This window comes from Ferrovibrio sp. (assembly GCF_965278975.1).
Taxonomy (GTDB): domain Bacteria; phylum Pseudomonadota; class Alphaproteobacteria; order Ferrovibrionales; family Ferrovibrionaceae; genus Ferrovibrio.
Genome location: NZ_OZ257126.1, coordinates 2,356,766 through 2,383,314, shown reverse-complemented (window position 1 = coordinate 2,383,314; position 26,549 = coordinate 2,356,766). Strand labels below are relative to the sequence as shown.

General features: G+C 60.6%; 25 protein-coding genes. 8 read left to right on the top strand and 17 right to left on the bottom strand.

Features of this window, described 5'->3' with window-relative positions:
* Positions 1-5 precede the first annotated feature (5 nt).
* Positions 6-1,154 carry an acyl-CoA dehydrogenase family protein gene (locus ACQY7X_RS11460; RefSeq protein ID WP_428245360.1) on the bottom strand — a complete coding sequence of 383 codons (1,149 nt, stop codon included), beginning with the start codon at positions 1,152-1,154 and terminating at the stop codon, positions 6-8.
* 145 nt (positions 1,155-1,299) lie between these two features.
* Here ACQY7X_RS11460 and ACQY7X_RS11455 point away from each other — a divergent pair, with 145 nt between their 5' ends.
* The gene (locus ACQY7X_RS11455) at positions 1,300-2,463 is read left to right on the top strand and encodes a CaiB/BaiF CoA transferase family protein (RefSeq protein WP_428245359.1); all 1,164 of its coding nucleotides are present in this window, start codon (positions 1,300-1,302) and stop codon (positions 2,461-2,463) included.
* Positions 2,464-2,470: 7 nt separating this feature from the next.
* Here ACQY7X_RS11455 and ACQY7X_RS11450 read toward each other — a convergent pair whose 3' ends face one another.
* Positions 2,471-2,686 carry an acetyl-CoA carboxylase biotin carboxyl carrier protein subunit gene (locus ACQY7X_RS11450; RefSeq protein ID WP_428245358.1) on the bottom strand — a complete coding sequence of 72 codons (216 nt, stop codon included), beginning with the start codon at positions 2,684-2,686 and terminating at the stop codon, positions 2,471-2,473.
* 110 nt (positions 2,687-2,796) lie between these two features.
* Here ACQY7X_RS11450 and ACQY7X_RS11445 point away from each other — a divergent pair, with 110 nt between their 5' ends.
* Both ACQY7X_RS11445 and ACQY7X_RS11440 read left to right on the top strand, forming a co-directional pair.
* The gene (locus tag ACQY7X_RS11445) at positions 2,797-4,335 is read left to right on the top strand and encodes an acyl-CoA carboxylase subunit beta (RefSeq protein ID WP_428245357.1); all 1,539 of its coding nucleotides are present in this window, start codon (positions 2,797-2,799) and stop codon (positions 4,333-4,335) included.
* Positions 4,332-5,912 carry an FAD-dependent oxidoreductase gene (locus ACQY7X_RS11440; protein ID WP_428245356.1) on the top strand — a complete coding sequence of 527 codons (1,581 nt, stop codon included), beginning with the start codon at positions 4,332-4,334 and terminating at the stop codon, positions 5,910-5,912. Before ACQY7X_RS11445 ends, ACQY7X_RS11440 begins: the two co-directional genes overlap by 4 nt.
* Before the next feature lies 1 nt (position 5,913).
* On the opposite strand, the gene ACQY7X_RS11435 is transcribed toward ACQY7X_RS11440, so the two are convergent.
* The 8 genes from ACQY7X_RS11435 to ACQY7X_RS11400 all read right to left on the bottom strand — a co-directional run bounded on the left by ACQY7X_RS11435 (position 5,914) and on the right by ACQY7X_RS11400 (position 14,962).
* Complete coding sequence (locus ACQY7X_RS11435; protein WP_428245355.1) at positions 5,914-6,630, bottom strand: SDR family NAD(P)-dependent oxidoreductase; 717 nt, start codon at positions 6,628-6,630, stop codon at positions 5,914-5,916.
* Positions 6,612-7,958: an MmgE/PrpD family protein gene (locus tag ACQY7X_RS11430; protein ID WP_428245354.1), complete on the bottom strand. Its 1,347-nt coding sequence runs from the start codon at positions 7,956-7,958 to the stop codon at positions 6,612-6,614. The genes ACQY7X_RS11435 and ACQY7X_RS11430 overlap by 19 nt, the downstream gene beginning before the upstream one ends.
* Entirely contained in the window at positions 7,958-9,064 is a 1,107-nt protein-coding gene (locus tag ACQY7X_RS11425; RefSeq protein ID WP_428245353.1) for a C4-dicarboxylate TRAP transporter substrate-binding protein, read from the bottom strand. The genes ACQY7X_RS11430 and ACQY7X_RS11425 overlap by 1 nt, the downstream gene beginning before the upstream one ends.
* A 48-nt stretch (positions 9,065-9,112) precedes the next feature.
* Positions 9,113-10,420: a TRAP transporter large permease gene (locus ACQY7X_RS11420; RefSeq protein WP_428245352.1), complete on the bottom strand. Its 1,308-nt coding sequence runs from the start codon at positions 10,418-10,420 to the stop codon at positions 9,113-9,115.
* Between the two features lie 11 nt (positions 10,421-10,431).
* On the bottom strand, positions 10,432-10,962 hold the full coding sequence (locus ACQY7X_RS11415; RefSeq protein WP_428245351.1) for a TRAP transporter small permease: 531 nt from the start codon (positions 10,960-10,962) through the stop codon (positions 10,432-10,434).
* Between the two features lie 233 nt (positions 10,963-11,195).
* Positions 11,196-12,755, bottom strand: a complete 1,560-nt coding sequence (locus ACQY7X_RS11410) for an ABC transporter substrate-binding protein (RefSeq protein WP_428245350.1) — start codon at positions 12,753-12,755, stop codon at positions 11,196-11,198.
* 141 nt (positions 12,756-12,896) lie between these two features.
* Positions 12,897-13,916, bottom strand: coding sequence for an ABC transporter ATP-binding protein (locus ACQY7X_RS11405; protein WP_428245349.1), 1,020 nt, complete (start codon positions 13,914-13,916; stop codon positions 12,897-12,899).
* On the bottom strand, positions 13,913-14,962 hold the full coding sequence (locus ACQY7X_RS11400) for an ABC transporter ATP-binding protein (RefSeq protein ID WP_428250055.1): 1,050 nt from the start codon (positions 14,960-14,962) through the stop codon (positions 13,913-13,915). The genes ACQY7X_RS11405 and ACQY7X_RS11400 overlap by 4 nt, the downstream gene beginning before the upstream one ends.
* 141 nt (positions 14,963-15,103) lie before the next feature.
* Between ACQY7X_RS11400 and ACQY7X_RS11395 the strand changes: the two genes are divergently transcribed.
* Genes ACQY7X_RS11395 through ACQY7X_RS11375 form a run of 5 tightly spaced genes read left to right on the top strand, consistent with a single transcriptional unit; the run spans position 15,104 to position 20,412 of the window.
* Positions 15,104-16,669, top strand: a complete 1,566-nt coding sequence (locus ACQY7X_RS11395) for an ABC transporter substrate-binding protein (protein ID WP_428245348.1) — start codon at positions 15,104-15,106, stop codon at positions 16,667-16,669.
* A gap of 53 nt (positions 16,670-16,722) precedes the next feature.
* On the top strand, positions 16,723-17,622 hold the full coding sequence (locus ACQY7X_RS11390) for an ABC transporter permease (protein WP_428245347.1): 900 nt from the start codon (positions 16,723-16,725) through the stop codon (positions 17,620-17,622).
* A gap of 5 nt (positions 17,623-17,627) precedes the next feature.
* Positions 17,628-18,494: an ABC transporter permease gene (locus ACQY7X_RS11385; RefSeq protein WP_428245346.1), complete on the top strand. Its 867-nt coding sequence runs from the start codon at positions 17,628-17,630 to the stop codon at positions 18,492-18,494.
* Between the two features lie 33 nt (positions 18,495-18,527).
* On the top strand, positions 18,528-19,361 hold the full coding sequence (locus ACQY7X_RS11380) for a TauD/TfdA dioxygenase family protein (RefSeq protein WP_428245345.1): 834 nt from the start codon (positions 18,528-18,530) through the stop codon (positions 19,359-19,361).
* Positions 19,362-19,419: 58 nt separating this feature from the next.
* Positions 19,420-20,412, top strand: coding sequence for a YeiH family protein (locus ACQY7X_RS11375; protein WP_428245344.1), 993 nt, complete (start codon positions 19,420-19,422; stop codon positions 20,410-20,412).
* Here the strand turns inward: ACQY7X_RS11375 and ACQY7X_RS11370 are convergent.
* The 7 genes from ACQY7X_RS11370 to ACQY7X_RS11340 form a co-directional block, all read right to left on the bottom strand.
* The gene (locus ACQY7X_RS11370; RefSeq protein ID WP_428245343.1) at positions 20,409-21,719 is read right to left on the bottom strand and encodes an acyl-CoA dehydrogenase family protein; all 1,311 of its coding nucleotides are present in this window, start codon (positions 21,717-21,719) and stop codon (positions 20,409-20,411) included. The genes ACQY7X_RS11375 and ACQY7X_RS11370 overlap by 4 nt on opposite strands.
* 123 nt (positions 21,720-21,842) lie before the next feature.
* A complete protein-coding gene (locus ACQY7X_RS11365; protein WP_428245342.1) occupies positions 21,843-22,847 on the bottom strand; it encodes a Rieske 2Fe-2S domain-containing protein in 1,005 nt (334 codons plus the stop codon).
* A 20-nt stretch (positions 22,848-22,867) separates the two neighbouring features.
* Entirely contained in the window at positions 22,868-23,236 is a 369-nt protein-coding gene (gloA, locus tag ACQY7X_RS11360) for a lactoylglutathione lyase (protein ID WP_428250054.1), read from the bottom strand.
* A 107-nt stretch (positions 23,237-23,343) separates the two neighbouring features.
* Positions 23,344-23,730, bottom strand: coding sequence for a RidA family protein (locus ACQY7X_RS11355; protein WP_428245341.1), 387 nt, complete (start codon positions 23,728-23,730; stop codon positions 23,344-23,346).
* A gap of 107 nt (positions 23,731-23,837) precedes the next feature.
* Positions 23,838-24,629, bottom strand: coding sequence for an ABC transporter permease (locus ACQY7X_RS11350; RefSeq protein WP_428245340.1), 792 nt, complete (start codon positions 24,627-24,629; stop codon positions 23,838-23,840).
* A 19-nt stretch (positions 24,630-24,648) separates the two neighbouring features.
* Positions 24,649-25,443, bottom strand: coding sequence for an ABC transporter ATP-binding protein (locus tag ACQY7X_RS11345; protein ID WP_428245339.1), 795 nt, complete (start codon positions 25,441-25,443; stop codon positions 24,649-24,651).
* A complete protein-coding gene (locus ACQY7X_RS11340; RefSeq protein WP_428250028.1) occupies positions 25,440-26,537 on the bottom strand; it encodes an ABC transporter substrate-binding protein in 1,098 nt (365 codons plus the stop codon). Before ACQY7X_RS11340 ends, ACQY7X_RS11345 begins: the two co-directional genes overlap by 4 nt.
* Positions 26,538-26,549: the final 12 nt, after the last annotated feature.

The window sequence follows — 26,549 nt, the reverse complement described above, 5'->3', positions numbered from 1 at the left end:
CTCGCCTACGAGTCGTTACGCTTCCACTGGTTGTTCTTCCGCTGCAGGATGGCCGCGGCAATCATGTTTTTGTGGATCTGCACAGTGCCGCCATAAATCGAGCCGCCACGCACTTCCGCATAGCGATGTGCCAGCGGATATTCGCGGGTATAGCCGTTGGCGCCATGGAGCTGCAGCGCATCGTCGCAGATCTCCTTTGCCGCGATCGCCGTGTAAGCCTTCGCCATCGAGGTTTCGACCGCCACCGGCAGGCCGGAAGCACCGGCATTTGCAGCCGCGCGATAGGTCAGCAACTGCGCCGCTTCCAGCTTCACCTTCATATCGGCAAGCATCCACTGCACACCCTGGAAATCGGCAATTTCCTGGCCGAACTGGCGGCGCGTGCGAGTATATTCCACCGCATGCTCGAAAGAGGCCTGGGCCGAACCCAGCATGCGCGAAATCGAGCCAAGCCGCTCGGCATTGTATACGCTGATCAGGCGGCCAAAGGCATTGCCATCAATCAGCACATTCTCACGCGGCACGCGGCAATTGTCGAAATAGAGCTCGAACAGCAGCTCGTCGGCCATGTTCATGGTGCCCTTCGAGCGGCTGAAACCGGGCGTGTCATGCGGCACGATCACGGCGCCGATATCGCTGGCCTTGCCGGTGGTGCCGAAGCGGCAGTAGACCACGGTGTAATGGGTGTGATCGACGAAGCTGACAAACTGCTTCTTGCCATCGATCACCACGCTGTCGCCATCGATGCGGGCGCGCGTTTTCATCGCCGTGGCGGCAGAACCGGCTTCCGGCTCGGTGATGCCGATGCTGATGCCGATGCGGCCTTCGCAGACACCGGCAACATATTTCTTCTTCTGCTCCTCGGTGCCAAGCACGGCAATGGCGCCGACAGCGCCAGTGGAGGTGCGATGCGCCAGCGCGCCGAGCGCGGAGTCGCAGGCCTGCAGGCGCTGGATCACCAGCAGCGTATCCAGCAGCGGCAGCCCCTGGCCGCCATAAGCTTCCGGCATATTCAGCCCGAGCAGACCCTGCTCGGCCATGGCGACGCGCAGGCGATCCACCAGATCAGCCGGCTTGGCCTCGATGATCTTGCGCAGCCGACGGTGATAGGCCTGCTCGGCAGCTTCGACCAATTCCTGCTGCCGCTCCGTCATGCGGAAATCCATTGTTCCCTCCCGAACTACTTTCCCGATTCAATTAACTCGTTGTCGAGTGATTGTCGCTTGTCTGATGGATGCAATCAAGCCTATATTGTATCTAATGATGGTGAGCAATTTTAATGAAGGGGGCAAATCCTCCTTGGCCGGACCACTTGCCGGGGTGCGGGTGCTGGAACTGGCAGGCATCGGCCCGGTGCCGTTCTGCGGCATGCTGCTGGCCGATATGGGCGCCGAAATCCTGCGGATCGACCGCCCTGATCCCGGCCTGCGTTCCGACCGCAACCCTCGGCACGACCTGCTCAATCGTGGTCGCCGCTCGGCCGCCATGGACCTCAAGGATCCGCGTTGCATCAAGCTGGTAAGCCGGCTTGCCGGGCAGGCCGATATCCTGCTCGAAGGTTTCCGTCCCGGGGTGATGGAGCGCCTCGGCCTGGGGCCGGAACCCTTGCTGGCCGAGCATCCGCATTTGGTTTATGGCCGCATGACCGGCTGGGGCCAGGAGGGTCCGTTGGCCAGGCGCGCCGGCCACGATATCAACTACATCGCGCTATCCGGCGCCTTGCATGCCATGGGGCGCCCCGGCGAACCGCCGCAGCCGCCGCTCAATCTGATCGGCGATTTCGGTGGCGGCGCTTTATATCTGGCATTTGGCGTGCTTTCTGCCGTTATCGAGGCGAAGCGCAGCGGCCGCGGCCAGGTGGTGGATGCCGCGATGCTGGATGGCGCGCTGTCGCTGATGACCATGGCTTTCGGCATGCGCCAGATGGGGCTGTGGAGCGCCGCGCGCGGCGAGAATTTCCTTGATGGCTCGGCCCCTTATTACCGCTGCTACGAAACCGCGGATGGTAATTTTGTCGCCGTGGGTGCGGTCGAGCCGGAATTCTGGGCCGAATTGCTCCGCCGCATGGGACTCGAGGGGATCGATCCGGCACAACAGCGCAACCGGTCGACTTGGCCGGATACGGAGCGACGCCTAGCTGAGGCTTTTCGCACCAAAAACCGCGCCGAATGGTGCCTGCTACTGGAAGATTTCGACACCTGCTTCGCGCCGGTGCTGGGCATGGATGAGATAAGCAGCCACCCGCATATGCGTGCCCGTGATAGCCTGGTGGATACGTTCGGCATTCCCGCCCCGGCGCCAGCACCGCGCCTGTCTCGCACCCCGGCCAGCCTCGGCCTGCCGCCACCTCGGCCAGGCGAACATACCCGCGAGGCATTGCTGGATTGGGGCGCCAGCCCGGAAGAGCTCGATCTGCTGGCTGCCGAAGGCAAGATAGGCTGGCGCGGGCCAGCCTGGAAATGATCCGGCTTTAATCAAGGATTACAAGAACTTGACCGTCCTTCACGACATCCTTTTCGGCGACCAGGAAACGCACCACAGTGCCTTCCCGCGGTGCATCGACCGGGATTTCCATTTTCATCGATTCAATCACGATCAAGGTATCGCCAGCCGCCACCTTGGCGCCATCTCCAGCCTCGATCTTCCATACGGTACCAGCCACCTGCGACTTGATTTCCAACGCCATTGTCATCCTCTTTTGACTAATGATCTGATAGTCAGTGGAACAATTTCGTAGAATTGATACTATCTAATCCTTACAATAACAAGCGGACACCGGGAGCAAGAGAGTCGAAAATGGACAAGAAGATCCTTGATGAACTGGCGGAGAAGCGCGCCGCCGGCCGCAAACTGGGAAGCCCGTCCGCCCTCCAGAAACTCAAAGCCGCCGGCAAAATGAATGCCCGCGAGCGCGTGGAAGCCCTGTTCGATCCGGGCAGCTTCGTCGAGCTTGGGGTCCTGGGGCGCAGCCAACACCCGCAATTGCATGATCGCACCCCCGCTGACGGCCTGATCGCCGGCTGGGGCAAGATTGATGGCCGCATCGTCTATGTATCCTCTGAGGATGTCAGTGTGCTGGCCGGCACGCGTGGCCGTGTTGCAGAAGCCAAGACCGCCCGCATCCGTGAACTGGCGGCACAGCATAAGCGTCCCTATGTGGCGCTGATGGAAGCCGGCGCTGGCCGCTTCCAGGAGAATAATGGTGCTGCCGCCGCCGCCATTGGCCACCGCTTCCGCGAACATTACCGCCTTTCCGGCCATGTGCCGCAGGTGGCCGCGATCATGGGGGCCTGCTTCGGTGGCCCGGCTTTCACCGCGGCACAATCCGATTTCATTTCCATCGTGCGCGGCACCGGTTTCTTCGGCATGTCCGGCCCCCCGGTGGTGAAGGTCGGCATCGGCGAGATCGTCACACCGGAAGAACTCGGCGGCGCCGAGAAGGTGGCGCGCGAAACCGGCCAGGTGGATCAGATCGCGGAAAGCGATGCCGAATGCCTGGCGACGATCCGCGCCTGGCTTTCATTCTTCCCGTCGAATTGCGACGAACTGCCCCCGGTGGCGGAGCCGCGTCCAGCGCCAATCGACAGCGATGCCGGGCGAGCCCGCATCGTGCAGATGGTTTCCGACAACCCGCGCCGCGCCTATGACATGGTGCAACTGGTGCAGTTGCTGGCCGATGGCGGCGACCTGTTCATGTACCGACCGGAATATGGGCCCAATCTGGTCACCACCTGGTGCCGCATGCAGGGGCAGCCGGTTGGCATCATCGCCAACAACCCGATGCACATCGCCGGCGCACTCGACTATAAGGCCGCGACCAAGGCGCGGAAATTTGTCGAAGTCTGCGATGCCTTCAATATCCCACTGGTATTCCTCACCGATTGCCCGGGCTTCCTGGTCGGCTCGGAAGTCGAGAAGACACGCATGGTGTCGCTGGCCTCACGCACACTGAACACGGTGATTTCCACCACGGTGCCGAAGGTGACCATCGTGCTGCGCAAGGCGATCGGCCTTGCCTATCTGGTGATGGGCGGCCGCACCATGAAGCCGGATTTCATCGGCGCCTGGCCGACCGCGCGATTCGATGTGATGGGACCGGCCGCCGGCGTGGAACTGGTGCATGGCAAGGCAATTGCCTCTGCCCCGGATCCTGAAGCCAAGCGCGCCGAATTGCTCGAGCAGATGGATGCCGATAGCCATGCCTTCCTGGCGGCAGAGATGGCATTGATCGACGATGTGATCCATCCGGCGGAAACACGCGACGTGATTCTTTCCGTGCTGGAGCGCACCAAGGGCAATCTGAAGCCGGGCTTCAAGCACCGGATCGATCCATGAGCAAGCCTGATATGACCTGGGACGACAGCGCTGATGTCGTCATCGTCGGCTATGGCGCGGCCGGCGCCGTGGCCGCGATCGAGGCGCGCCGTGCCGGCGCCGATACCCTGCTGCTGGAAAAGATGCCCTGGCCCGGCGGGCTTTCGGCAGTTTCCGCTGGCGGCATCCGCGTCACCGATGATGTTGAACAGGCCTATGCCTATCTGATGACCACTTGTGCCGGGCGCACCCCTGCGCCGGTGATCCGTGCCCTGGCCGAAGGCATGGCGGTGGCTACCGATTATGTGCGCGAACTGGCCAAGACCAACGGCGCCGTGGTCAAGGTGGTGAAGGCGCTGGGCAACTATCCTTTCGACGGCACCGATTCGCTGGCGTATTGCGAGATCGACAGTGTGCCGGCGCTAGATGATGCAACGGAGCATCATGCCGTGCGCGGCATCAAGGGCGGCACCAAGCTGTTCAAGTTGCTGGAAGACAATGTTGTCGCGCTTGGCACCAGGGTGGAAATGGAATGCGCCGCCGAGCGGCTGATCACCGACACCTCGGGCACGGTTATCGGCCTTTCCGTGCGCAAGGACGGCAAGACACGGCGGATCAAGGCCCGCCGCGCCGTCGTGCTCACCTGTGGCGGCTTCGAGGATGATCCGGAGATGAAGCGCCAGTATCTGCAGGCGATGCCGGTGCTTACCGGCTCGTTCCGTGGCAATACCGGCGACGGCATCCGCATGGCACAGGCCGTGGGCGCCGATCTCTGGCATATGTGGCATTATCACGGCCCCTATGGCCTGAAGCATCCCGATCCGAACTTCCCGTTCGGCTTCTACATGAAGGCAGTACCGATGTGGACCCCGGGCCGCCCGGAGATGGTATCGGATCTCGGTGTCACCGATGCGCAAGGCAAACGCATGTCGCAGAAATCGGTGGCAAGCATGGCCTGGATCGTGGTCGATCAGACCGGCCGGCGCTTCATGGATGAATATCCGCCCTATCCCGGCGATACCGGCGTGCGCCCCTTCGACTGGTATGATTCCAAGACGCAGCGCTTCCCGCGCATTCCGGCCTTCGTGATCTTCGACGAAGCCGGCCGCAAGATGTATCCGATTGCCCGCTCGATCCAGAATGACAAGCTGCACCGCTATGACTGGAGCCCGGACAATCTGAAGGAAGTGGAAAACGGCATCCTGGAGCGCGCCGACAGCCTGGCCGAACTGGCAGCCAAGGCGGGGATTCCGGTGCGTGCACTGGAAGAAACCGTAGCACGCTGGAACGCCATGGTGGATGCCGGCAACGACACGGAATTCGGTCGCCTGCCCGATACCATGGTGCCGATCCGCAACCCACCCTACTATTTCGGCCGCGCCTATCCCATCGTGATCAATACACAGGGCGGCCCGGTGCATGATACCGAGCAGCGCATCCTGACGCCCTTCGGTGAGCCGATTCCGCGCCTTTTTGCCGCTGGTGAACTTGGCAGCGTGTTCGGCCACCTCTATCTCGGCGGCGGCAACCTGTCGGAATGTGTCATCGGCGGTTGGACTGCCGGGCGCAACGCCGCCAAGCTCGCTCCCTGGGAGTAAGCTAGAGCGTCAGCGTGGTACCGCCATCAGCCTGCAGGATACAGCCGTTGAGATGCGAAGCCATGTCGGAAAGCAGGAAGCGCGTGATCTGCGCAATCTGCTCAGTGGTAGCTGGCGTGACGGCAGGCGGTTTCTGGCCCAGCTTCTCATTAGCGGCGGCAATGGCATCGTAGCGCGGCGTCTTCACCGGCCCCGGCGCTACCGCATTGCTGCGGATACCTTTCGATCCATACAGATTGGCGATGCCCTTGGTCAGCAGGTTGACCATGGCATTGGCCGAAGAGCCGGGCATATGGGAGGCCGAATTCGGCTGATGCCCACCCCGGCCGGATACATTGACGATAACGCCACTGCCGCGCGCCAGCATGCCTGGCAGCACGGCGCGGATTGAGCGCATGTAGCCAAGCCCCTTGGCCTGCAACACCGCAAGCCATTCGTCATCATCGAGTGTGAGGAAGTCGCCAAAATTCGGCAAGGCCACGGTATTGACCAGGGCATCAATACGGCCGTGGCGGGCCAGGATGCGGGCCGCAGCGCCATCCACCGAGGCACGATCAGCCAGATTCACCAATTCGGCTTCATGCCCCAGGCTTTTGAGCTTCGCAGCGTCGCGGCCCGATGCCACCACATGAGCACCCTGGGCCGCAAGATCAGCAGCAATCGCCTCGCCGATGGCGCCAGTGGCACCAATCACCCAGATCAGGCGACCTTGGAACATGCAACATCCTCCTTGCCGAAAATCAGCGCCATGTCATCACACTGATCGATGGCGAACAGCCGCTCGATCAGACTTGTGTCGGCATAGCCCGCCACCGCCAGGCAATCCAATGCCTTCGCGGCCAGTTCCGCATCGCTCAACGGTCGCTCGGCACTGCCGGGTATCTGTTCCACAAAACGGCTGACCTTGCCTTGCGCGGTAGCGAGTGTAACGCGCGCTGGCGCCACATGGCCCGGCCAGGCATTATCGATATCCACCGCCACCGCCCTCACTTTCTCGCCAAAAGCGGCATCGCAGACACGGTCCGGCTCGATCTCACCCAATGTCATGCGGCCGCGATACACGGCACAGGCAGCGGCATATTGCACCGAGAACTGACCGGCAACCTGGGCATCACCCGAGGGATCAAAGACAGCACCAACGATGCGCCGCATGTAAGGCGAGATGGTGACATCAATGCCGCGCACATCTTCCGGCGCCAGGCGATGTTCCGCCATCAATGCCATGGCGGCATCGATAACCACATGATTGCACAGGCAGCTGGGGAATTTCTTGACGCCGGTGGCGGTGAAATGGAAATGCCGCCCCAGGCCATCCAGCACTTTCGCGGGATCACCGGCTTCAAACAGCTTGAACCAGCCATATTCACCGGTCAGCCAGGCTTCCGGGCCGGTGACGCCGGCAGCGGCGGCGATAGCTGCCTGCACACCCGAGCGGGCGGCGAAAGCCGTCTGTAACCGTTTGGTCAATGTACGCTCAACAATAGCCTGCTTGGTGCCTCCAGCCAGACTGAGGGCAATACCCATGGCATGGTGAATACCCGCAGCATCCAGGCCGAGCAGCTTTGCGGCGGCGGCGGCGGCACCAAACACGCCGAGTGATGAAGAACCAAACCAGCCGCCCTGACGCGGCGTGGCAAGTGAGAGACGATGCATGATCTCGACGCCGGCGATATAGGCATCGATAAAGGCTGCCCCAGTGCTGCCCATGCGTTCGGCAACAGCCCAGGCGGCAGGCACCACCACCGCATCGGCATGCAGGATGGAGCCGGCATGGACGGTATCGAAATCAAGCGCGGCAGCGGCTGCGCCATTGGCGAAAGCGGCTTCAGCAGCAGGCACCTTTACCCGCGCAGACCACAGCGAGGCTTCAGCAATGCCGGCCTGCTGCACAGCAAGATCACCAAGTGGCGCCACGCCGGGCGCCGACGCGCCCGGCAAGGCCACTGCCACGGTATCCAGTACCAGGCGATGGGCAGTATGTCGCAGGCTTTCGTCGCCGACCGAGAGATCGGCGACGAAACCAGCAATCTGACGTTCAATCGACATCAAGTTGGCAACTTGCTGTAAATCTCTTCCCAGATCAGCTTCTGGAAGGTCGCCTGATCACGGCCATGCTTATCCAGCAAACCCTTCCACTTCACCCGCAGCTTCTCGAAATTAGCCGCGATCTGTTCAGGGTTCTTCACTTTGCGATTCTTGCCTTTCTCGATGGCCGTCGGCATGTACTTCGCTGGGAATTCGGCCAGGAACTTCGCCAGATCAGGATCCGCGTTATAGAACTTGGTCCCCTTGGCGCTATATTCCTTCATCACCTCTTCGTCCTCGCGGACGTAATTGTAGACCGCGCGGGTAACCATCTCCGGCAGATGCTTCACCAAGGCATCGCGCTCGGTCTTGCTCAGCTTGTTCCACTTCTCGACACGCAGATTGAACATCGACGCACCGATATAGCCGCCGATCGGATTGAGGATCACGTTCTTCGCCGCCTCGCCATAAGAACGCGAGCGCTGCGAAGTGATGGAATGCACGGCACAATCAATGGTGCCGCGATCCAATGCTTCATAAGCTTCGTCTGCATTGACGTTCACCGGCACCGCGCCCATGGCACGGGTCATATCGACCCAGCCGGAAATCGCGCGCAGCTTCTTGCCCTTCATGTCAGCCAGCGACTTGATGTGCGGCTTGCAATGATAGACGTAGGGCGTCAACGCAATGGTGGAGAGGAATTTTACCTTGAACTTGGTCTCGTATTCCTCCTTGCAATCCGGGCAATTATAGAGGACCAGCTCATTGATAACGCCGGTCATCAGCAGCGGATCGTCATTAAGCAGGCTGAAGTCGCCGATGAAATTCTCCACCGGCATCTCGGACGGCACATAGGAACCGACGATATAGCCGGAATCGGCAATGCCATCGCGCACACCGGCCGGAATATCCTTGCCGGCCAGCAGCGACTGGGCGAAATGCGGCTCGAATTTCAGCGAGCCATTGGTGTCGCGTTCGACATTCTTGAAATAATCCAGCATCACCGGATTGGAGGTGTGCTTGGGGCCGAGATAACTGGCGTAGACGATCTTGGTCTGCGCCATGACCTCTCCAGCATAAGCCGAGGCCAGAGCGATACCGACGGCTGCAATTGCGGCGATTTTCATGGGTTCCTCCTGTTTTTGCTACATCTTTGGCACTGAATGATGGCGGCGCTATTCCATGAGGCGCGGGATCAGTAACGATATTTCCGGGAAGGCGATCAGGATGCCGAGCGTGATGACATCGGTGAGCACGAACCAGCCGATACCTTTGAAGATCGTCTCCAATGGTATCTTGTCGCCTACTACCGCTTTTATCACATAGACATTCATGCCGACTGGCGGCGTCACCAAGCCGATTTCGAGATACTTGATCACCAGCACACCGAACCAGATCAGATCAGCGCCGACCGTATCCAGCATCGGCAGCAGGATTGGAATGGTGAGCAGCATGAGGCCAATGGAGTCGAGGAAGCAGCCAAGGACAACGAAGATCACCGAAACGGCGATGATGAAAATGATCTTGTTGACGGCAAACTGCTCCAGCCACTCGCCCATGAACGTGGGCAGGCCACTGAAGGCCATGAAACGCGACAGCAGCACGCCACCGACCGCGATGAAGAACACCGCCGCCGTGCCGGTGAGCGATTCGATTATCGCCGCCTTCATCACGTTGTATGTAAGGCGACGTTGTGCGGCAGCAATCAAGATCGCCAGAAAGGCGCCGCCCGCAGCAGCCTCAGTAGAGGTGAAAGCACCGGAATACATGCCACCGATCACACCAAGGATCAGTGCCGGCAGCGGCCAGACTTCACGCAGCACTGAGAAGCGTTCAGACCAAGTCACAGTATCGGTGACTGGCGGTCCGAGTTTCGGATTCAGCTTGCAGCGGATGACGATCATTAAGCCGAACATCGCGGCCGAGAGCAGGCCAGGCAAAATGCCGGCCATCAGTGCCTTGGACACCGAGACTTCAGCGAAGATGGCGTAGATCACCATCAGGATCGAGGGCGGAATCAGCGAACCGAGCGTGCCGGCGGCAGCCACACTGCCAGTCGCCAGGCCGGGGTCGTAGCGGTAGCGCATCATTTCCGGGATGGCGATACGGCCCATTGCCGAGGCCGTGGCTACAGAGGAACCAGAAGCGGCGGCGAAACCGGCGCAGGCGGCAGTGGATGCCACAGCCAGGCCACCCGGCATCCAGCTCAGCCACAGCCGCGCAGCACGATACAGGCTCTGGGTCAGTCCGGCATGGTAGGCAACGCTGCCCATCAGCAGAAACATCGGAATCGCCGAGAGGGTCCAATGCGCGATAAAGCCATAGGGCTGCGTGGTCAACACGCCAAACGCCGCCTCCGGCCCACGCAGGATCAAGATACCGCCAACAGCAACGCCGCCAAGCGCGATGGCAATTGGCACGCGCAAAGCAAGGAGAACGAGCAGCGCAACAATGCCGAGGCTACCAAGCAAAATTCCGGACATGACAGATTCCCTTAATGCGCAACCGGCGTCGCCGCCAGCGAACGCTCGCCACCCAGAATGGCGAAACGCAGCTCATCGAATGCCTGTAGCACCATGTAGGCGAGCATCAGGATCAGCCCTGCCGGCACAAGCCAGCGGCTGGGCCAGACCACCACATCGATGCTGCCGATCAGAATCTCGTCCTCCAGCGTCATCGCCCAGGCCTTGGTGAATCCGGCATAAGCGAAGATGCCAACGGCTACGGCGCAAACCAGATAGACCACGCCATCCATTGCCGCCGCCTGCCGCGGCTTCATCCACAATGTGAAGATCTCGATCATCACATGCCCCTTCTGGCGCTGAACCCAGGCCAGGGGCGTGAAGGCGCAACCGATCATGTAATAGGCTGAGACTGTCTCTTCGGTGCCAGGAATGGTCAGCTTGAACACCGTGCGCAACACCACCTCGGCCATCACCTGCAGCATCATCAGCAGGATGCAGGCGGCGCCGATTGCCATCAGCGCATTGGCCAGGAAATCCAGAATACGTTGTGTGCCCTGCATCGTTCCCTCATCACCCGCCGTTATGAATGCTTCCGGCATGGCTGCCGGGCTGGCGGTTATGACAGTATTGTATCCATCATGATGGAGTCATATCCAGCATAAAGTATCTTTTTTGATGATTACATTTAGGGATATTTGTGCCGCAATGCAGCATTGGCTGCGCCAGCCACCGCCTTATCGGCGGGAAGGTGGGATTGCGGGCCGGTGCTTGACCGGCCCGCAACGGGAATGGCTCAGTTGGCCAATTCCATCTTGTAGAGATGCATGTGGTAGCCACTGGAAACGCCCGGCGTCCAAGATTTCACCCGCGCCGAGACGGCGAACGGGGTATGGCACCAGAATAGTGGCACGGCTTCAAGATTCTGCGTTTCCATTTCGGCGAACTTCTGCAGCAGCGCCTTGCGTTCGTTGGCATCCGATAGCTGGAGCTGCTTCTTGAAGATTTCGTCGTATTCCGGAACCTTGACGTTACCGGTCGACCAGACCGACCAGGAATTGAACCAGCCGTTGATCGTCTCACCGCCATCATCCGGCAGCGAGGACGGGCCATAGAAGATCGACGGCTGCTTGCCGCCGCGCATCATGGCCATCCAGGCATTGGTATCCACCGGCCTGCGTTCCAGCTTGAAGCCCACCGCTTCCAGATTACCGGCAATCGCTTCCAGAACCTGCGGTGCATTGGGCAACGAACCGAATGATTCAGTGTGCAGCGTGTAGGTGGCCTTATAGCCCGGCTGCACACCGGCTTCCCGCAGCAGGCGCTTGGCCTTCTCCGGATCATACGGAGTCACCGGCAGACCTTCCTTGAAGCCGAAGGTGGCTGGCGTGAACAGGCTGGTGGCCGGTTCGCAGACCCCGCCCAGGATGTTCTTCGCGATCTCGTTCAGATTGATCGCATGGGCAACAGCCTGGCGCACCCGCTTGTCGGCGGATTCAGGAAAATCGGCTTTGTTGAAATACATGCCGGATGTACCGCTGTATTTCGAAAATTCGATCTTCACTTTCGGATTGCTGCGGATACGATCCAGCAGCGGGCCGGTGAGGCCGACGATGATATCAGCCTCGCCGCGCTCGAGCATGGCATAGCGGGTGAAGGCTTCCTTCACCAGGCGGAAAGTGACGGTCTTGATCTTGGGCGAACCATCCCAATAGCCCGGATTGGCCTCATAGCGATTCCATTCCGCCGCCTGCATGCCGGCGAACTTGAACGGGCCGGTACCGATCGGCGCATCCTGGAAGCCCTTGGGGCCGACTTTTTCGTAATAAGCCTTGGGCACGATGCCGACCAGCGGATAGCGCGCCGAGGTGAAGAAGGCCGGCCAGGGGCCCTTGAGGCGGAAGCGCACATGATCCGGCGCCACGGCATCAATGCCATCGATCAGCTCGACAAAAGCCTGGCGATATGAGTGGGTGTTCCCGGGTTGGATGATGCGTTCATACGTGAACTTCACATCCTCGGCGGTCAGCGATTCGCCGTTATGGAATTTCACGCCCTTGCGCAGCTTGAAATCCATCTGCTTGCCATCAGGCGTGACTGTCCAGCTTTCCGCCAGACCCGCGACCTTGCCGTTCGGCCCAAGATTGAGCAGGCCGTCAAAGATCATGTCGTAGGTGGCGAAGTCGGTGGTGGCGATCATCAGGATCGGATCGAATTGCTGCCGCAGGATCGGCTGAGCAATCACCAACTCTCCCTTTGGCTGCGCCGCGGATGGCATCGACGGCAGCCAAGCTGCGGCCAAGGCAAACGCGCCAAGCCACAGACCACGGCGGAGCCGCTGTGTTGTACTCTGCATTTTTTATTTCCTCCCAACTGGTTCCAGCGAAGCGTGATATGCCCAGCCAATCGTGTCAATCTAAAATGCTCAATATTGCTATATTGTTGTTATAGCAAGTGAGCAATTTTAGGCTGACAGGTGAGCAAATCTTTGTCTCGCTCACCTCAGGTGGCAGGCAGCCCAGTGACGCGGGGCCACTTCACGGAAGGCCGGTGATTCGCTGCGGCAGCGGTCAGTGGCCAACGAACAGCGGGTATGGAAACGGCAGCCACTGGGCGGCGAAACCGGGCTCGGGATATCGCCCGGCAGAATGATTCGTGCCTTGCGCGCCTTGCGCGGATCCGGCCGCGGCACCGCCGAAAGCAGGGCTTCGGTGTAAGGATGCTGCGGATTCTCGAACAGCGCATCGCAATCGGCGATCTCTACGATGCGGCCCAGATACATCACCGCCACCCGATGGCTGATATGGCGCACCACGGACAAATCATGGGCAATGAACAGGTAGGAGAGCCCGAATTCCTGCTGCAGGTCGGTGAGCAAATTGATCACCTGTGCCTGCACAGAAACATCGAGCGCCGAAACCGGTTCGTCGCCAACAATGAGCTGCGGCCCGAGCGCCAGGGAGCGCGCAATACCGATGCGCTGGCGCTGGCCGCCGGAGAATTCATGCGGATATTTGGTCATTTGATCAGGACGCAGGCCGACGCGGGCAAACAATGCCGCCACCCGCTCCTCGATCTCGGCCTCGCTGGCCGTGCCATGCACTTCCAGCGGCTCGCCAACGATCTCCCCCGCCGTCATGCGCGGATTTAATGACGAAAACGGGTCCTGGAAGATGATCTGCATCTTGCGGCGGTATGGTTGCATCTCGCCATGGGAGAGCGGCACCAGATCGACGCCCTCATAGCGGATCGCGCCCTCGGTTGGTTCGATCAGGCGCAGAATGCAGCGGCCAATGGTGGATTTGCCACTGCCGCTCTCGCCCACCAGACTCAGGGTTTCACCATGGCCAATGGCAAAACTGACGCCATCCACCGCCTGTACCACCTTGGGATTGCGGTCAAACATCCCGCCATCGATGGGAAAATGCTTCTTCAGATTCTCCACCACCAGCAGCGGTTCTCCGCTGCCGGTCGCTGTCGCCGCCGTCACCATCGCTTGCCCGCCACCCTTACTCATGACACCTGCCCTGCGGCCATTTCCGGTACATTCCAGCAGGCCACCCAATGGCCCTGTTTCTTCTGAGCCAATGGCGGATCGGCCTCATGGCATTTCGCCGTTGCAGCAGCGCAACGTGGCGCAAAGGCACAGCCGTTGGGCAATTGATGCAGCGCCGGCACCGTGCCCTCGATGGCATTCAGCCGCGGCCGCTTGCCGGCTTCGGTGCCAGAAACATCAAGATCGGGAATCGCCTTCAGCAGGCCGCGCGTATAGGGATGCAGCGGCGTATCGAACAGCGACAGGACACTGGCTTCTTCGACCTTGCGCCCGGCATACATCACCGCCACACGGTGCGCCACTTCGGCAATCACGCCGAGATCATGGGTAATCATGATGATAGCGGTACCCAGCATCTGCTGCAGCCGCTGCATCAACTCCAGAATCTGCGCCTGAATTGTCACATCCAAAGCCGTGGTCGGCTCATCAGCGATCAAGACCTTGGGGTTACAGGCCAGCGCCATGGCAATCATGGCGCGCTGCCGCATGCCGCCAGAGAACATGTGCGGATAGGCATCAATACGCCGTTCAGCCTCGGAAATCTGCACCAGGCGCAGCATTTCGATGGCACGATCGCGCGCCTCGCGCGGCGAAACGGCTTCATGCATCAGGATGGTTTCGACGATCTGCTGGCCGATGGTGAGCACTGGATTCAGTGCGGTCATCGGTTCCTGGAAGATCATCGCGATGTCGCCGCCACGCACCCGCCGCATCTCACCCTCGGCAAGATCGGCAAGGTTGCGCCCTTCATAGAGTACGCGGCCACCGGCAATACGGCCCATGCGCGGCGGAATCAGGCGCAGAATCGAAAGCGCAGTAACACTCTTGCCACAGCCTGATTCGCCAACGAGGCCCAAGGTCTCGGCGTGACGCAATTCCAGATCCAGGTCGCGCACAGCCGTAACCGCACCTCGACGGGTGAGGAACTCGGTCCGCAGGCCCTCGACACGCAAAACGGTTTCGCCGGCTCGGCCCGGCATACTGGATTCAGCCTCGACCGACACCATGCCCAAGTTTTGTTTCCTCCCACGGATACAATTTCTCACCCGGATTATATCTATTGCGTTTTATTGTACCTACTAATATTGATACACATAGGCAAGACCCGAGGCAAACAGATAAACGGGTATAGGGAGAAGGAGGGAACAATGTCCAATGGTGCATTTTACCTGAGGGCGTCCTCAGTTGCTTTGCTGGCCGGCTTGGGTCTGGCTCTGGCAGCCGGCGGCAATGCCGCCCTGGCGCAGCCCAAGGGCGATGTGGTGATCGCCATGCCGCAGCTGAACCAGCAATTCGACCCCACGGCGATGGTCGGGGCCACACCCCATATGGTCTACGACTATCTCTTCGATGGCCTGGTGAACCAGGGTCCCGAAGGCAAGGTCCCGGCACTCGCAGAAAGCTGGACCATCAGCGCCGACGGCCTGCAGATCGATTTCCACCTGCGCAAAGGCGTGAAATTCCACAATGGCGACGCATTCACCGCCGATGATGTGAAGTTCACCTTCGACCGCGTCATGGCGCCAGGCAGCACCCATGCCTATGGCCGCGGCTTCACCGAATCGGTGGAGCGGATCGAAGTGGTGGATAGCCATACCGCACGCTTCGTATTGAAGCAGCCCTGGCCCGCCTTCTTCACCACGGCACGCTACGCGCTGACCCCGATTGCGCCCAAAGCCTATTATGAGAAGGTCGGCGACAAAGGCTTCCAGGATAAGCCGATCGGCACCGGGCCGTTCTTCCTCAGTGCCATTCAGGCTGGCGAATTCACCAAATTTGAGGCCAATACCAGCTACTGGGGTGGCGCATCCAAGGTGAAGACCGTGACTCAGCGCCTGGTGCGCGAGCCCTTCACCCGCTACGCCATGCTGGAGCGCGGTGAAGCCGATATCGTCACCGGACTTACCGGCCCTCTGCTGGAGCGCATTCGCGGCAACCCGACGGTAAAGGTGTATCTCGCGCGTTTCAGTGGCACTGCGGGCATCCAGTTCAATAAAGATGTGTTTCCCGAAGCGGAAAATCGCAATGTCCGCCTGGCGGTAGCACATGCCATCAACCGCAAGGAAATCGCGGAAAAAATCCAGGCTGGTGTCTGCGAACCCGCTACCAGCATCATCTCGCCTGGCACCTATGGCTATTATGATGGCCTGCCGCAGATCTCCTATGATCCTGAAAAAGCCCGTTCGTTGCTGCGCGAAGCGGGCATCAAACCGGGTCACAAGGTGACGTTCACCGTGCAGACCGAATCCTTTGTTGCAGTGCCAAATGCGCCTCAGGTGCTGGAAGCGATTGCCGGCAATCTGGAATCCGTTGGCTTCAGCATCGAGCGCAAAAACCTCGATAATGCTGCCTGGATTGCGCTGATGCGCAGCAAGAAGCCCACCGGGATCTTCTATACGCCGATCTCGCTGCCCGATGATGGCGGCGAGGTAATCAATTCCTATTTCGTTTCATGGTCTGGCTGGACAGCGCAAAGCATCAAGCGGCCGGAATATGACGAATTGTTCAAGGCGCAGCTCAAAACCTCCGATCCGAAGCAGCGCATCGCCCTGCTGCAGAGCTTCGTGAAGCAGGAATTCGAGAATTTCGAGCATGTGCCGCTGCTGTGGTGTCATACGCCATTTGCCGCCAACACCAAGCGGATCAAATCCTGGGTACCGCCAATGGGCAGTGGCTATCACATGGACATGAAGCGTATCGAGCTGGTGCAATAATCCCAGTTGCCTGAGGAGATGGTCCAGTGTCGTTGTCTTTCGTCCTAGAAAGAGTGCTTCAGGCAGTTGTCACCTTGCTGATGCTGAGCGTGATCGTGTTTGGCTTGGCTCGCCTTACCGGTGATCCAGCCAGCCTGATGGCACCAATGGAAGCAACGGAAGCGGACCTGGCCAATCTCCGCGCTTCGATGGGCTTGGACAAACCACTGCCGGTGCAATACTGGATATTCGTTTCCAATGCCGTGCAGGGCGATTTCGGCGATTCGATCAAGTGGAACCGTCCGGCGGCCGAAATGATCGTGGAGCGTTTCCCGGCCACGCTGATCCTGTCACTGGCAGCAATGGTGTTCGGCCTGTTGCTGGCGATTCCGGTCGGCATCCTCTCGGCAGTGAAGCGCGATACCTGGTTCGATAATGTCGGCAAGATTATCGCCCTGATCGGCCAGAGCATGCCCACCTTCTGGTTCGGCATCCTGCTGATCCTGGTGTTTTCGCTGCATCTCCGCCTGCTTCCCACATCGGGCTATGGCATCGGCACCCATATGATACTGCCGACCGTGACGCTGGGTTTCTTCGTTGCCGCCTCGATCATGCGCATCACACGTTCCGCGATGCTGGATGCCCTGGAAGCCGATTATGTGCGCACCGCCCGCAGCAAGGGCGTGCCGGAATGGCGCATCATCCTGGTACACGCCCTGAAGAATGGCGCCATCCCGATCCTGACCATCACCGCCTTGCAGGCGGCAACGATCCTGCGCGGCGCCGTGGTTACTGAAACCGTGTTCGCCTGGCCCGGCATCGGCAAGGTGGCGATCGACGCCGTCTATGGCCGCGATTTCCCGCTGGTGCAAGCTTCGGTGATGTTCATGGGCGTGGTGTTCCTCGCTGTCAATCTGCTGGTCGATATCGCCTATCTCGCTCTCGACCCCAGAATCAGCTACAAGAAGAAGTAGGCGTCATGTCCGGTATCGCCAGCCGCCGTTCGCACGGCCTGCTCACCCGCTTCGCCCGGTTGCTGCCGTTGCTGCGCTCCGGCTCGGCCATCTTCCTGCTGCTGGTGTTGTTCTCGGCCGTTTTTGCCGATGTGATCGCGCCCTATGATCCGCAGAAGCAGAACCTCGCCAATCTGCTCAGCCCGCCCTCCTGGCAGCATATCATGGGCACCGATGCCCTCGGCCGAGACATCTTCAGCCGCATGCTCTATGGCGGTCGCGTCTCGCTGATCGTCGGCCTCAGTTCAGTGGCAGTGGCAATGGTATTCGGTGTGCTGCTCGGCATCACCGCTGCCATGGCACGCCCCGCCATCGGCGAAACCATCATGCGCATAGCCGATCTCTGCCTGGCGCTGCCGGGCGTGCTGATCGCCCTGGCCGTAGCCGCCACGGTCGGCCCCAGCCTGATCAATGTGGTGCTGATCATTGCCATGCTCTATTGGGCGCAATTCGCCCGCATGGTGCGTGGTGAAGCGCTCTCAATTCGCGAGCGTGACTATGTGCAGGCGGCGCGCGCCATCGGTTGCGGGCCGTTGCGAATCCTGTGGCGCCATATCCTGCCCAATCTGGTGAACACCATCATCGTGCTGGCCACGCTGGAAGTGGCGGCGGCGATTCTGCTCGAATCCACTCTCTCCTTCCTTGGCGTCGGCGTGCCGCCGCCAACCCCCACCTGGGGCATCATGATTGCCGAGGGACGCTCCTATGTGGAACTGGCCTGGTGGTCGGTCACCTTCCCCGGCCTGGCGCTAATGCTGACGGTGCTTTCCGCCAACCTGCTTGGCGATGTGCTGCGTGATCGTCTGGATCCGAAGTTCCTCGAACGGCAGTAACCGCCCCCAATAAAAAAACACAGGAGGACCTGCATGAGCATCAGCAACAGTATCCGGGTGGAGCAATTGGCCCCCGCCATCGGCGCCGAAATCACCGGCATCGACCTTGCCGCAGGGGTGGATGACGCCGCCTTCGGCCGCATCCATGATGCGCTGATGGCGCACCAAGTGATCTTCTTCCGCGACCAGACCATCAATCCCGATCAGCAGATGGCGCTGGCTGAACGCTTCGGCAAACCGCTCTATTCCAAGAAGCTGAAGCATTATGGTGACAAATACGATTCGATGTCGCTGCTGGAGAATGACGGCAGCAAGGTCGCGGTCGGCTCGATCTGGCATGCCGACAACACCGATTTCGAGGAACCGCCGCTGGGTTCGCTGCTGTTCTGCGAAGTGGCACCGCGCGTCGGCGGCGATACCATCTGGGCGAGCATGTACGCCGCTTATGAGGCACTGTCCGAGCCAACCCGCAATTTCCTCGACGGCCTCTCCGCGCTGCATGACAACTCCAATGTCCAGCGCCGGTATGCCGGCAAAGAAATTCTGAAAATGGACGGCACGGATGTCGCCATGCCAGCTGAGCATCCGGTTGTGCACCGCCACCCGGTAACCGGCCGCAAGGCGCTGTTCGTCAATGCCAACTACACCCAGCGCATCGTCGGCATGAGCGATATCGAAAGCCGGCACATCCTGCAGATGCTCTACGAACACTGCCAGCGGCCGGAATTCCAAGTCCGCTTCCGCTGGCATTCCGGTTCGCTGGCGATCTGGGACAACCGCTGCACCCAGCATCACGCACTTGATGATTACAACGAACTGCGCCGCATGCGGCGGGTGCAATTGGCCGGCAGCAAGCCGATGCGTTGATTTTGGTTCCGTTACCGCTTCGCCTCCCCAGACAAACAACAAAAAAACGTCCATTGCCATGCTGGCTATCAGCACAAGACAACTGCTTTCCTATCTGCCCGGCCTCATAGCCACGGGTGCTATCGCCGGCATAGCCTTCAGCATCGCGCCGATGCTGAACCGCATGGTGAGTCCGCTGATCCTTGCCATCCTGATCGGCGTAGCCATCCGTGCCGTGGCCGGACCGATACCCCTACTCAAGGCTGGTGGCGTTTTTGCGCAGAAGAAACTGCTGCGCTTCGCCATCATCCTGCTCGGATTGCAGATATCGGTAAGCCAGTTGCTAGAACTCGGTCTGAGTGGCCTTGCCATTGTGCTGCTGGTGGTGGCCGCCACGATGGTGCTGATGATCTGGCTGGCGCGTTGGTTCGGTGTCGATCCGCGGCTCGGCGCGCTGATCGCCGCCGGCACCTCGATCTGTGGCGCCTCGGCAGTGATTGCGGCCGGCACCGTGGTGCAGGGCCGCGATGAAGATGTCGCCTACGCACTCGGCATCGTCACGCTGTTCGGATCGGTGGCGATGTTTGTCTACCCACTGCTGCAGCCGATGCTGGAATTGAGCGCACGGGAATATGGCGTCTGGGCCGGTGCCAGCATCCATGAAGTAGCGCAGGTGGCCGCAGCCACCTATCACGCCAGCGCTGAAAGCGGCGAATATGGCCTGATCACCAAGCTGGCGCGGGTAATCCTGCTGGCGCCGATGCTGGTGCTGCTGGGCTATTGGGTCAATGGCCGCGGCGGCGACTATGCGCAGACCGTGCCGTTCCCCTGGTTCGTGGTCGGCTTCGTGGCAATGATCGGCGTCAACTCGGTTTTCACCCTGTCGCCCGATATCAAATTCCAGATGGCAAGGATTTCCAGCTTCCTGCTCACCGTCGCCCTGGCCGGTCTGGGCCTGGAACTGCATCTGCGCGGCCTGATGGCTGCCGGCGCCCGCCCCTTGCTGGTCGGCGCGCTCGGCACCCTATTCATCACTTTGCTGTCGCTTGGGCTGCTGCTGGCGCTGCGTTAAACGCCTTCGCTCACCAGTTCCTCGCGCTCCAGGCTCGGCGCCAGCAGGCGGGAACCGATATTGACCAGCGACGAGCTGGTGGTGGGCGGCGACACCGAATAGGCGCGCACGTCGCGATGCATGCGCTCCAGCGGCGCCGAGCGCAGCATGCCGCGTCCACCGCAAAGCTCCAGCGCTTCGCTGGTGATCTGCAACACCTTCTCAATGACCGAGACATGAGCCATCGCCGCGAAGCTGGCACATTCATCGGGATCGGACAGACCGGCCAGCGCCGATTGCCAGGCTTCGGCAGCGCGGAACAGCAAGGCCGAAGCCTCCTGACGCCGCATATGCAACTGCGCCACGCGATACTGCATTACCGGGTCTTCGCCAGCCTTCACCTTGTCGCGCACATACTCGACCAGGAATTCAAAGGCGGCATCGCCAATGCCGAGATAGACCGCGGCACGGCCAACCAGGAAGCTGCCGGCCAGAATCGAAGTGAAATAGGCATTCGGCTGGTGCAGGCCTACCACATCGGCCTCAGGTACGAACACATCCTCGATCACGATATCGTCGCTGGCAGTGCCACGCATGCCCATGGCATCCCAGCTCGGCTGCACTGATAGGCCCGGGCTGCCGCGCCGCAGCACCGGATGCACAAGGCCGCCGCTGCTGCCATCGGGCCGCACCAGTTCAGCGAAAATGAAGAAGCGGTCGGCAACCGTGGAATTGGAGATGAACAGCTTGCGCCCGGAAACCCGCACACCGCCCGGCACCTGATGCGCAAAGGTGGTGCGCGCCTTGGCCGTGGTTTCAGCCGTCGCCCGCACCTTGGCGGCACTGGCCACCTGGCGGCGCTGCGTATAGTTCGCCGGCTCGCTGCCGCCGGAACACCAGATAGCACCCTGCATCGCTTCCCGGGTAAAGCGCTCCACCTGTTCGGGTGTGCCCAGTTCCTCCAGCATTGACATACAATGGCCCCAGATCTGGAACACCTGGCCGGTATTGCCGCAGGCTCGCGATAGCGCCCGCACCGCAGCCGCCCAGGCCACCGGATTTTCATGCAAGCCCCAGCCCAGGCCGCCCTGGCTACTGGAAATCGGGATGCGCAACCAGCCGCGCTCCGCCAGCAAGGCGAAATTCTCCGATGGGAAACGGTTCTCCCGGTCCCAGCGCGCAGCCGTGGCGGTAAAACTGGTCTTGGCGAAATCGGCAAAGTCGGCCAATGCCCGCCGCGTCGCCTCATCCAGAGCCTGTGAGCCAGGCTCGCCGGGATGACGCCGTGCCGCCGCTTCGGCGGGCCCAATCTTGTTCAACTGCCCCATTTTTATATCCCTACTCGCTTCCCACCATTGCTTATTGGATCAATTAAGCCATTTTGGGCAAATTGATGCAATAATAATAGTTACAATAATGGCAAAGCGAATCGGGCTGGTGGCGGACGGGCCCTAGCGGATGAATTCAGCCGATGGATGGGCGCGCGGATAACCGCGCAGATACTGCAGGAAGCGGGCGAGTGAACGATCACCCGGCGTCAGCATGCCTTCGCGGAAGCTGATGCCGTCGAGCAGCTCCCAGTCTTCCGAGATGGTGCGCTTGCTCACGACCAGCAGATTCTCAAGCTGCTCCTGCGCCTGCGGCCCTTTCAGCACCACATTGCAATTGAACACCATGTTATGGCCGGGGCGCGGCAGGCCGAAGCCGGTGATGGTGCCGCGCCAGAAGTCGCCATACTTGCCCCAGCGATAGAAGATGCTGGTGCCACGGATGGCGGCGGTATTCTCCATCTGCACATTGCCCTGGTGCAGCGCCTTGTAGGGGAACTCGACGCCATAATCATGCCAGATCATCAGTTCATGCGGGTCGGAGACCTGGAACTGCATCTTGTGCACGACCTTGAGATGCTGGATATCCGGCGTGTTGGCGGCGAATACCCAGGGGTCGGAGCGGAGCGGCCGTTCCGCCTTGTAGTTCAGCATCTCAAGCTGATCATCGGGATAGGGAAAATCCGGCAATTCAAACAGCGGTTCCTCGCCGTTGAACACCCAGATGATGCCATAACGCTCACGGGTCGGGAATTTGAACAGGCAGGCGCGCGGCGGTGGCCGATCGCCGATGCCGGTTTTCACGCATTTGCCGGTGGCATCATATTCCCAATGATGGAAGGCACATTGAATACGGCCATCAACGATACGGCCCGCCGAAAGATCGGCGCCGACATGCGGGCAATAGGCGCTGAACGCCACCACCGTACCGCCGGGTTCGCGGTAGGCCACGATGCGGCCATCGAGGAAATCGATGCCAAGGGGCCGCTCGGCATGCAGTTCGGTAGCCAGCGCCACCGGGAACCAAGATTGCGAGAAAACACCATTCTCGCCCTCCGCCGGCAAGCGGCGGGAGGCGAGGCTGCCGCGCTTGGGCGGCGGGTTCGGGCTGCTGGTCTGATCCGCCATGGTGTTCCGCTCCGCTGTATCTAGTCGCGCTGGATCAGCTCGATCTTGTAGCTGTCCGGGTCCTCAATGAAAGCAATCACCGTGGGGCTGAACTTCATCGGGCCGGGCGCGCGGGTGATCTTCACGCCGAAATCCGCCAGCTCGGCGCAGGTGGCATAGATATCGCGCACCGCGATGGCGATATGGCCATAGGCGGTGCCGATTTCGTAGCCTTCGGCATTGTCCCAGTTATGGGTCAATTCCAGCACCGTATTGTCGCTTTCATCACCATAGCCGATGAAGGCCAGGGTGAACCGCCCGGAGGGATAATCCTGCCGGCGCAGCAGGCGCATGCCGAGCGCACCGATATAGAATTCCAGCGACTTCTGCAGGTTCTTCACCCGCAGCATGGTATGCAGGATACGCACCGGCCGTTGCGCCAGCCGGTACGGCACCTCCACCACTTCCGCTTCATCCGTATTGTAATCCATCGATCATCCTCCCCGGGCGGGGCTGTTTACTTCACCGCAATCGCTTCGATCTCGACCTTCCATTCCGGCTTCACCAGGCCGGAAACATAGACCAGCGTGGACGCCGGCTTATGGCCCTTCAGCACATCCTTGCGGATATCGACGAAAGCCGGATAATCGGCGCGGTCAACCAGGAAGATGGTGGTCTTGACCACGTTGTTCAGGGTCATGCCGGCATCGGCCAGGATGGCTTCGATATTGCTCCAGACCTGGCGGGTCTGGGTCGCGAAATCCGGCGAGCAGACGCCCTTGGCATCAATGCCGATCTGGCCGGAAATGTAGAGCGTTTCCTTACCGCCCACATCGAGCATGCCGTTGGTATAGGCCGCGGGTGCGCCGCCCATCGATTCCGGATTGATCGCCTTCACAGTCATAACAATCTCCTTCGTGTTGTACTGTTCGTATGCACTTTACTCCCCGCACCCTCAGTGGCGTGAGTGAGCAATTCTCCGTCTAGGCCCATGGATGGTTGGGGCCTGTTTCATGCGGTTTCCGCCTGAGTGGAGGCACGCGGGCGCCCGCCATCCCAGAACACCACCTTGGCCTGCACGATGCGGATTACCGTGGTTGCCACGATGCCGACGAATGCCAGCGAGATGATGGCGGCAAACATGGTGGCGACATCGAAATTCAACGTGGAGGACTGGATCAGATAGCCCAGCCCCTTCTGCGCCGCGATGAATTCGGCAACCACGGCACCGATCAGCGCCAGCACTACGGAAATCTGCAGACCCGCGAAGATGGAACTGGCTGCCGTCGGCAGCTTGACGTTGAAGAAGATCGACAGGCGCGGCGCCCGGAAGGCGCGATAGAGATCGAGCAGATCCTGATTGGCGGCGCGCAAGCCGGTAACGCTGTTAACGAAGGTGGGGAAGAAGCAGATCAGCGACACCATGACGATCTTCGAAGCCGGGCCGAAGCCGAACCAGACGATCAACAAAGGCGCCAGGGCCGCCTTGGGCATGGATTGCAGGCTGATGATGAAGGGATAGACCAGGCGATCAATGATGCGTGATTCCGCCACCAGCGCGCCAAGCACCAGTGCGGCCGTACAGCCGGCAAAATAGCCCACCACCATTTCATACAGGGTGATGCCGAGATGCGGCCAGAAGCGACCGCCGGCATAGCCGATCCACAATGTCTTGGCCACATCCAACGGCCCTGGCAGCAGATAGGCCGGCACCGAAAACCAGTTGATCGCATTGTGCCAGAAAACGAAGAACAGCGACATCGAGAGCACGGGCAGGCCGTATTGCAGGAATCCATTCTTCATGGTCAGCGCACTCCTTGTATCAATCGATGGCGCCATGGCTGCCGAACAGCCCGCGCAGATGATTGCAGATGGCGGCAAATTGCGGCTCGCCCATCGACTGGACACGGCGCGGACGCGGAATATCCACGGCAATGATTTCCATCACCTGGCCCGGGCGCGGTGACAGCACGATGATGCGGTCAGCCAGGAACACGGCCTCGGGAATCGAATGGGTGATGAACAGCACCGACTTCCGCGCCTTCCACCACAATGACTGCAATTCCAGGGTCATATGCTCGCGCGTCATCGCATCCAGCGCGCCGAAAGGTTCGTCCATCAGCAGCAGGGTCGGGTCATGCACCAAGCCGCGCGCGATGCCGACGCGCTGCTGCATGCCGCCGGAAAGCTCATAGGGATGGTGCTGGGCGAATTTCGCCAGCCCCACCAGTTCCAGCAATTCCTCGGCCCGCCTGCGACCGGCTTCCAGCGGCAGCTTCAGGCTGCGGATCGGCACCAGCACATTTTCCAGCACTGTCTTCCACGGCAGCAAGGTCGGCTGCTGGAATACGATGCCAACATCCTGGCGCGGCCCATCCACCAGCTTGCCGCCCAAGGTGATCCGCCCCTTGGTTGGCGGTAGCAGGCCGGAAGCAATGCGCAACAGGGTGGATTTGCCACAGCCCGAGGGCCCCAGCACGGCAACGAACTCGCCATTGCCGACCTCGAGCGACACATCCTGCAAAGCCGTCAGGTTGCCGCGCGAGGAGGCATAGGTGACGGTGAGGCCATCGACAACGAGATGGCCTTCACCGGTATTGACTGGCGTAGCGTTCACTTCCACGCCTTTGCCTTGGCTTCGACGGCAGCCGGATCGAACTTGTTGTATTCCGGCACCAGGGCATTGGTGTAGAGCGAGCTGAGCGGGATATTCTCATCGGTTACCTCGCCGCCAGCCTTCAGGGCCGCGATCAGCACGGTCCAGTCACGTTCGGCATATTCACCCCAGCGCTTCGGCTGGCCCGGCGCGAAATAGCCAATATTCTCCATGCGCGGCACCATGATGGCGAGTTCCTTGCGCAGGATCTCCGCTTCCGTGCCCACCTTCGGCTTCTGCTCCGGGTAATGCTTCCAGAACGCCTTGAGGCAGCCCTCGTAATTGGCGATGCAGGCCACCGAACCCTTGGAAGCGGCGCGGCCGAAGCGGGCGATCAGGCCCGGATTATCCTTCAGCAACGCATCCGTCACCTCGAAGCCATGGCTGGAAACACCCTGGAACTGCGCCGGATATTCCAGACGGCGCAGCGGCGTGCCGGCCACTTCCAGCGAAGCATGGGCACTTTCCCACAGATTCAGCATTTGAATCTGATCCGAGCGCAGTGCCTCGAAAGCCTGCACGCCGAAGCCAACCGCCAACACCTTCACCTGATCCCACGGCACGCCAGCGGCAGCGAGGATGGCACGGGTGGTGTAGACATTGCCCGAACCGAGCGACACGATGCCGATGGTCTTGCCGCGCAGATCGGCCACGGTCTTTACCGGGCTGTTGGCGGTGACGGCGAATTCCCACACCGAATTGCGCAGGTAATTATAGACAAACTTGAGCGGGAAGTTGGCCTTGCCCGGCTGGCGCGCGATCACCAGCGGCTCAAGGCTGGCGCCGGCGGCCTGAATCTGGTTGCTCAGCAACTGGGGAATGATCACCGCCGAACCGGCCAGCGGCACCATCTGCATATCGATGTTCTCTTCGTCGAAATAGCCAAGTTCCTTGGCGAAAACGAAATTGGCAATCGCCGAACTGATCGCCGAAGGCACGCCATAGACGAACTTGTCCTTGGCCTGGGCCGCAGCATCGGTCAGGGCGGTTGACACCATGGCGGCGGCGCCAATGGCCATCACACCCAGTTTGCGGAACGACTTCGACTGCATCATCTCTGCTTCTCC

Coding starts and splice junctions, on each gene's coding strand:
- ACQY7X_RS11365 (WP_428245342.1), bottom strand. CDS start 22,847: ATGGCGGATCAGACCAGCAGCCCGAACCCGCCGCCCAAGCGCGGCAGC.
- ACQY7X_RS11340 (WP_428250028.1), bottom strand. CDS start 26,537: ATGATGCAGTCGAAGTCGTTCCGCAAACTGGGTGTGATGGCCATTGGC.
- gloA (WP_428250054.1), bottom strand. CDS start 23,236: ATGCTGCGGGTGAAGAACCTGCAGAAGTCGCTGGAATTCTATATCGGT.
- ACQY7X_RS11405 (WP_428245349.1), bottom strand. CDS start 13,916: ATGAGTAAGGGTGGCGGGCAAGCGATGGTGACGGCGGCGACAGCGACC.
- ACQY7X_RS11410 (WP_428245350.1), bottom strand. CDS start 12,755: ATGCAGAGTACAACACAGCGGCTCCGCCGTGGTCTGTGGCTTGGCGCG.
- ACQY7X_RS11420 (WP_428245352.1), bottom strand. CDS start 10,420: ATGTCCGGAATTTTGCTTGGTAGCCTCGGCATTGTTGCGCTGCTCGTT.
- ACQY7X_RS11440 (WP_428245356.1), top strand. CDS start 4,332: ATGAGCAAGCCTGATATGACCTGGGACGACAGCGCTGATGTCGTCATC.
- ACQY7X_RS11450 (WP_428245358.1), bottom strand. CDS start 2,686: ATGGCGTTGGAAATCAAGTCGCAGGTGGCTGGTACCGTATGGAAGATC.
- ACQY7X_RS11415 (WP_428245351.1), bottom strand. CDS start 10,962: ATGCAGGGCACACAACGTATTCTGGATTTCCTGGCCAATGCGCTGATG.
- ACQY7X_RS11350 (WP_428245340.1), bottom strand. CDS start 24,629: ATGAAGAATGGATTCCTGCAATACGGCCTGCCCGTGCTCTCGATGTCG.
- ACQY7X_RS11425 (WP_428245353.1), bottom strand. CDS start 9,064: ATGAAAATCGCCGCAATTGCAGCCGTCGGTATCGCTCTGGCCTCGGCT.
- ACQY7X_RS11385 (WP_428245346.1), top strand. CDS start 17,628: ATGTCCGGTATCGCCAGCCGCCGTTCGCACGGCCTGCTCACCCGCTTC.
- ACQY7X_RS11400 (WP_428250055.1), bottom strand. CDS start 14,962: ATGGTGTCGGTCGAGGCTGAATCCAGTATGCCGGGCCGAGCCGGCGAA.
- ACQY7X_RS11380 (WP_428245345.1), top strand. CDS start 18,528: ATGAGCATCAGCAACAGTATCCGGGTGGAGCAATTGGCCCCCGCCATC.
- ACQY7X_RS11395 (WP_428245348.1), top strand. CDS start 15,104: ATGTCCAATGGTGCATTTTACCTGAGGGCGTCCTCAGTTGCTTTGCTG.
- ACQY7X_RS11460 (WP_428245360.1), bottom strand. CDS start 1,154: ATGACGGAGCGGCAGCAGGAATTGGTCGAAGCTGCCGAGCAGGCCTAT.
- ACQY7X_RS11445 (WP_428245357.1), top strand. CDS start 2,797: ATGGACAAGAAGATCCTTGATGAACTGGCGGAGAAGCGCGCCGCCGGC.
- ACQY7X_RS11370 (WP_428245343.1), bottom strand. CDS start 21,719: ATGGGGCAGTTGAACAAGATTGGGCCCGCCGAAGCGGCGGCACGGCGT.
- ACQY7X_RS11355 (WP_428245341.1), bottom strand. CDS start 23,730: ATGACTGTGAAGGCGATCAATCCGGAATCGATGGGCGGCGCACCCGCG.
- ACQY7X_RS11435 (WP_428245355.1), bottom strand. CDS start 6,630: ATGTTCCAAGGTCGCCTGATCTGGGTGATTGGTGCCACTGGCGCCATC.
- ACQY7X_RS11375 (WP_428245344.1), top strand. CDS start 19,420: ATGCTGGCTATCAGCACAAGACAACTGCTTTCCTATCTGCCCGGCCTC.
- ACQY7X_RS11430 (WP_428245354.1), bottom strand. CDS start 7,958: ATGTCGATTGAACGTCAGATTGCTGGTTTCGTCGCCGATCTCTCGGTC.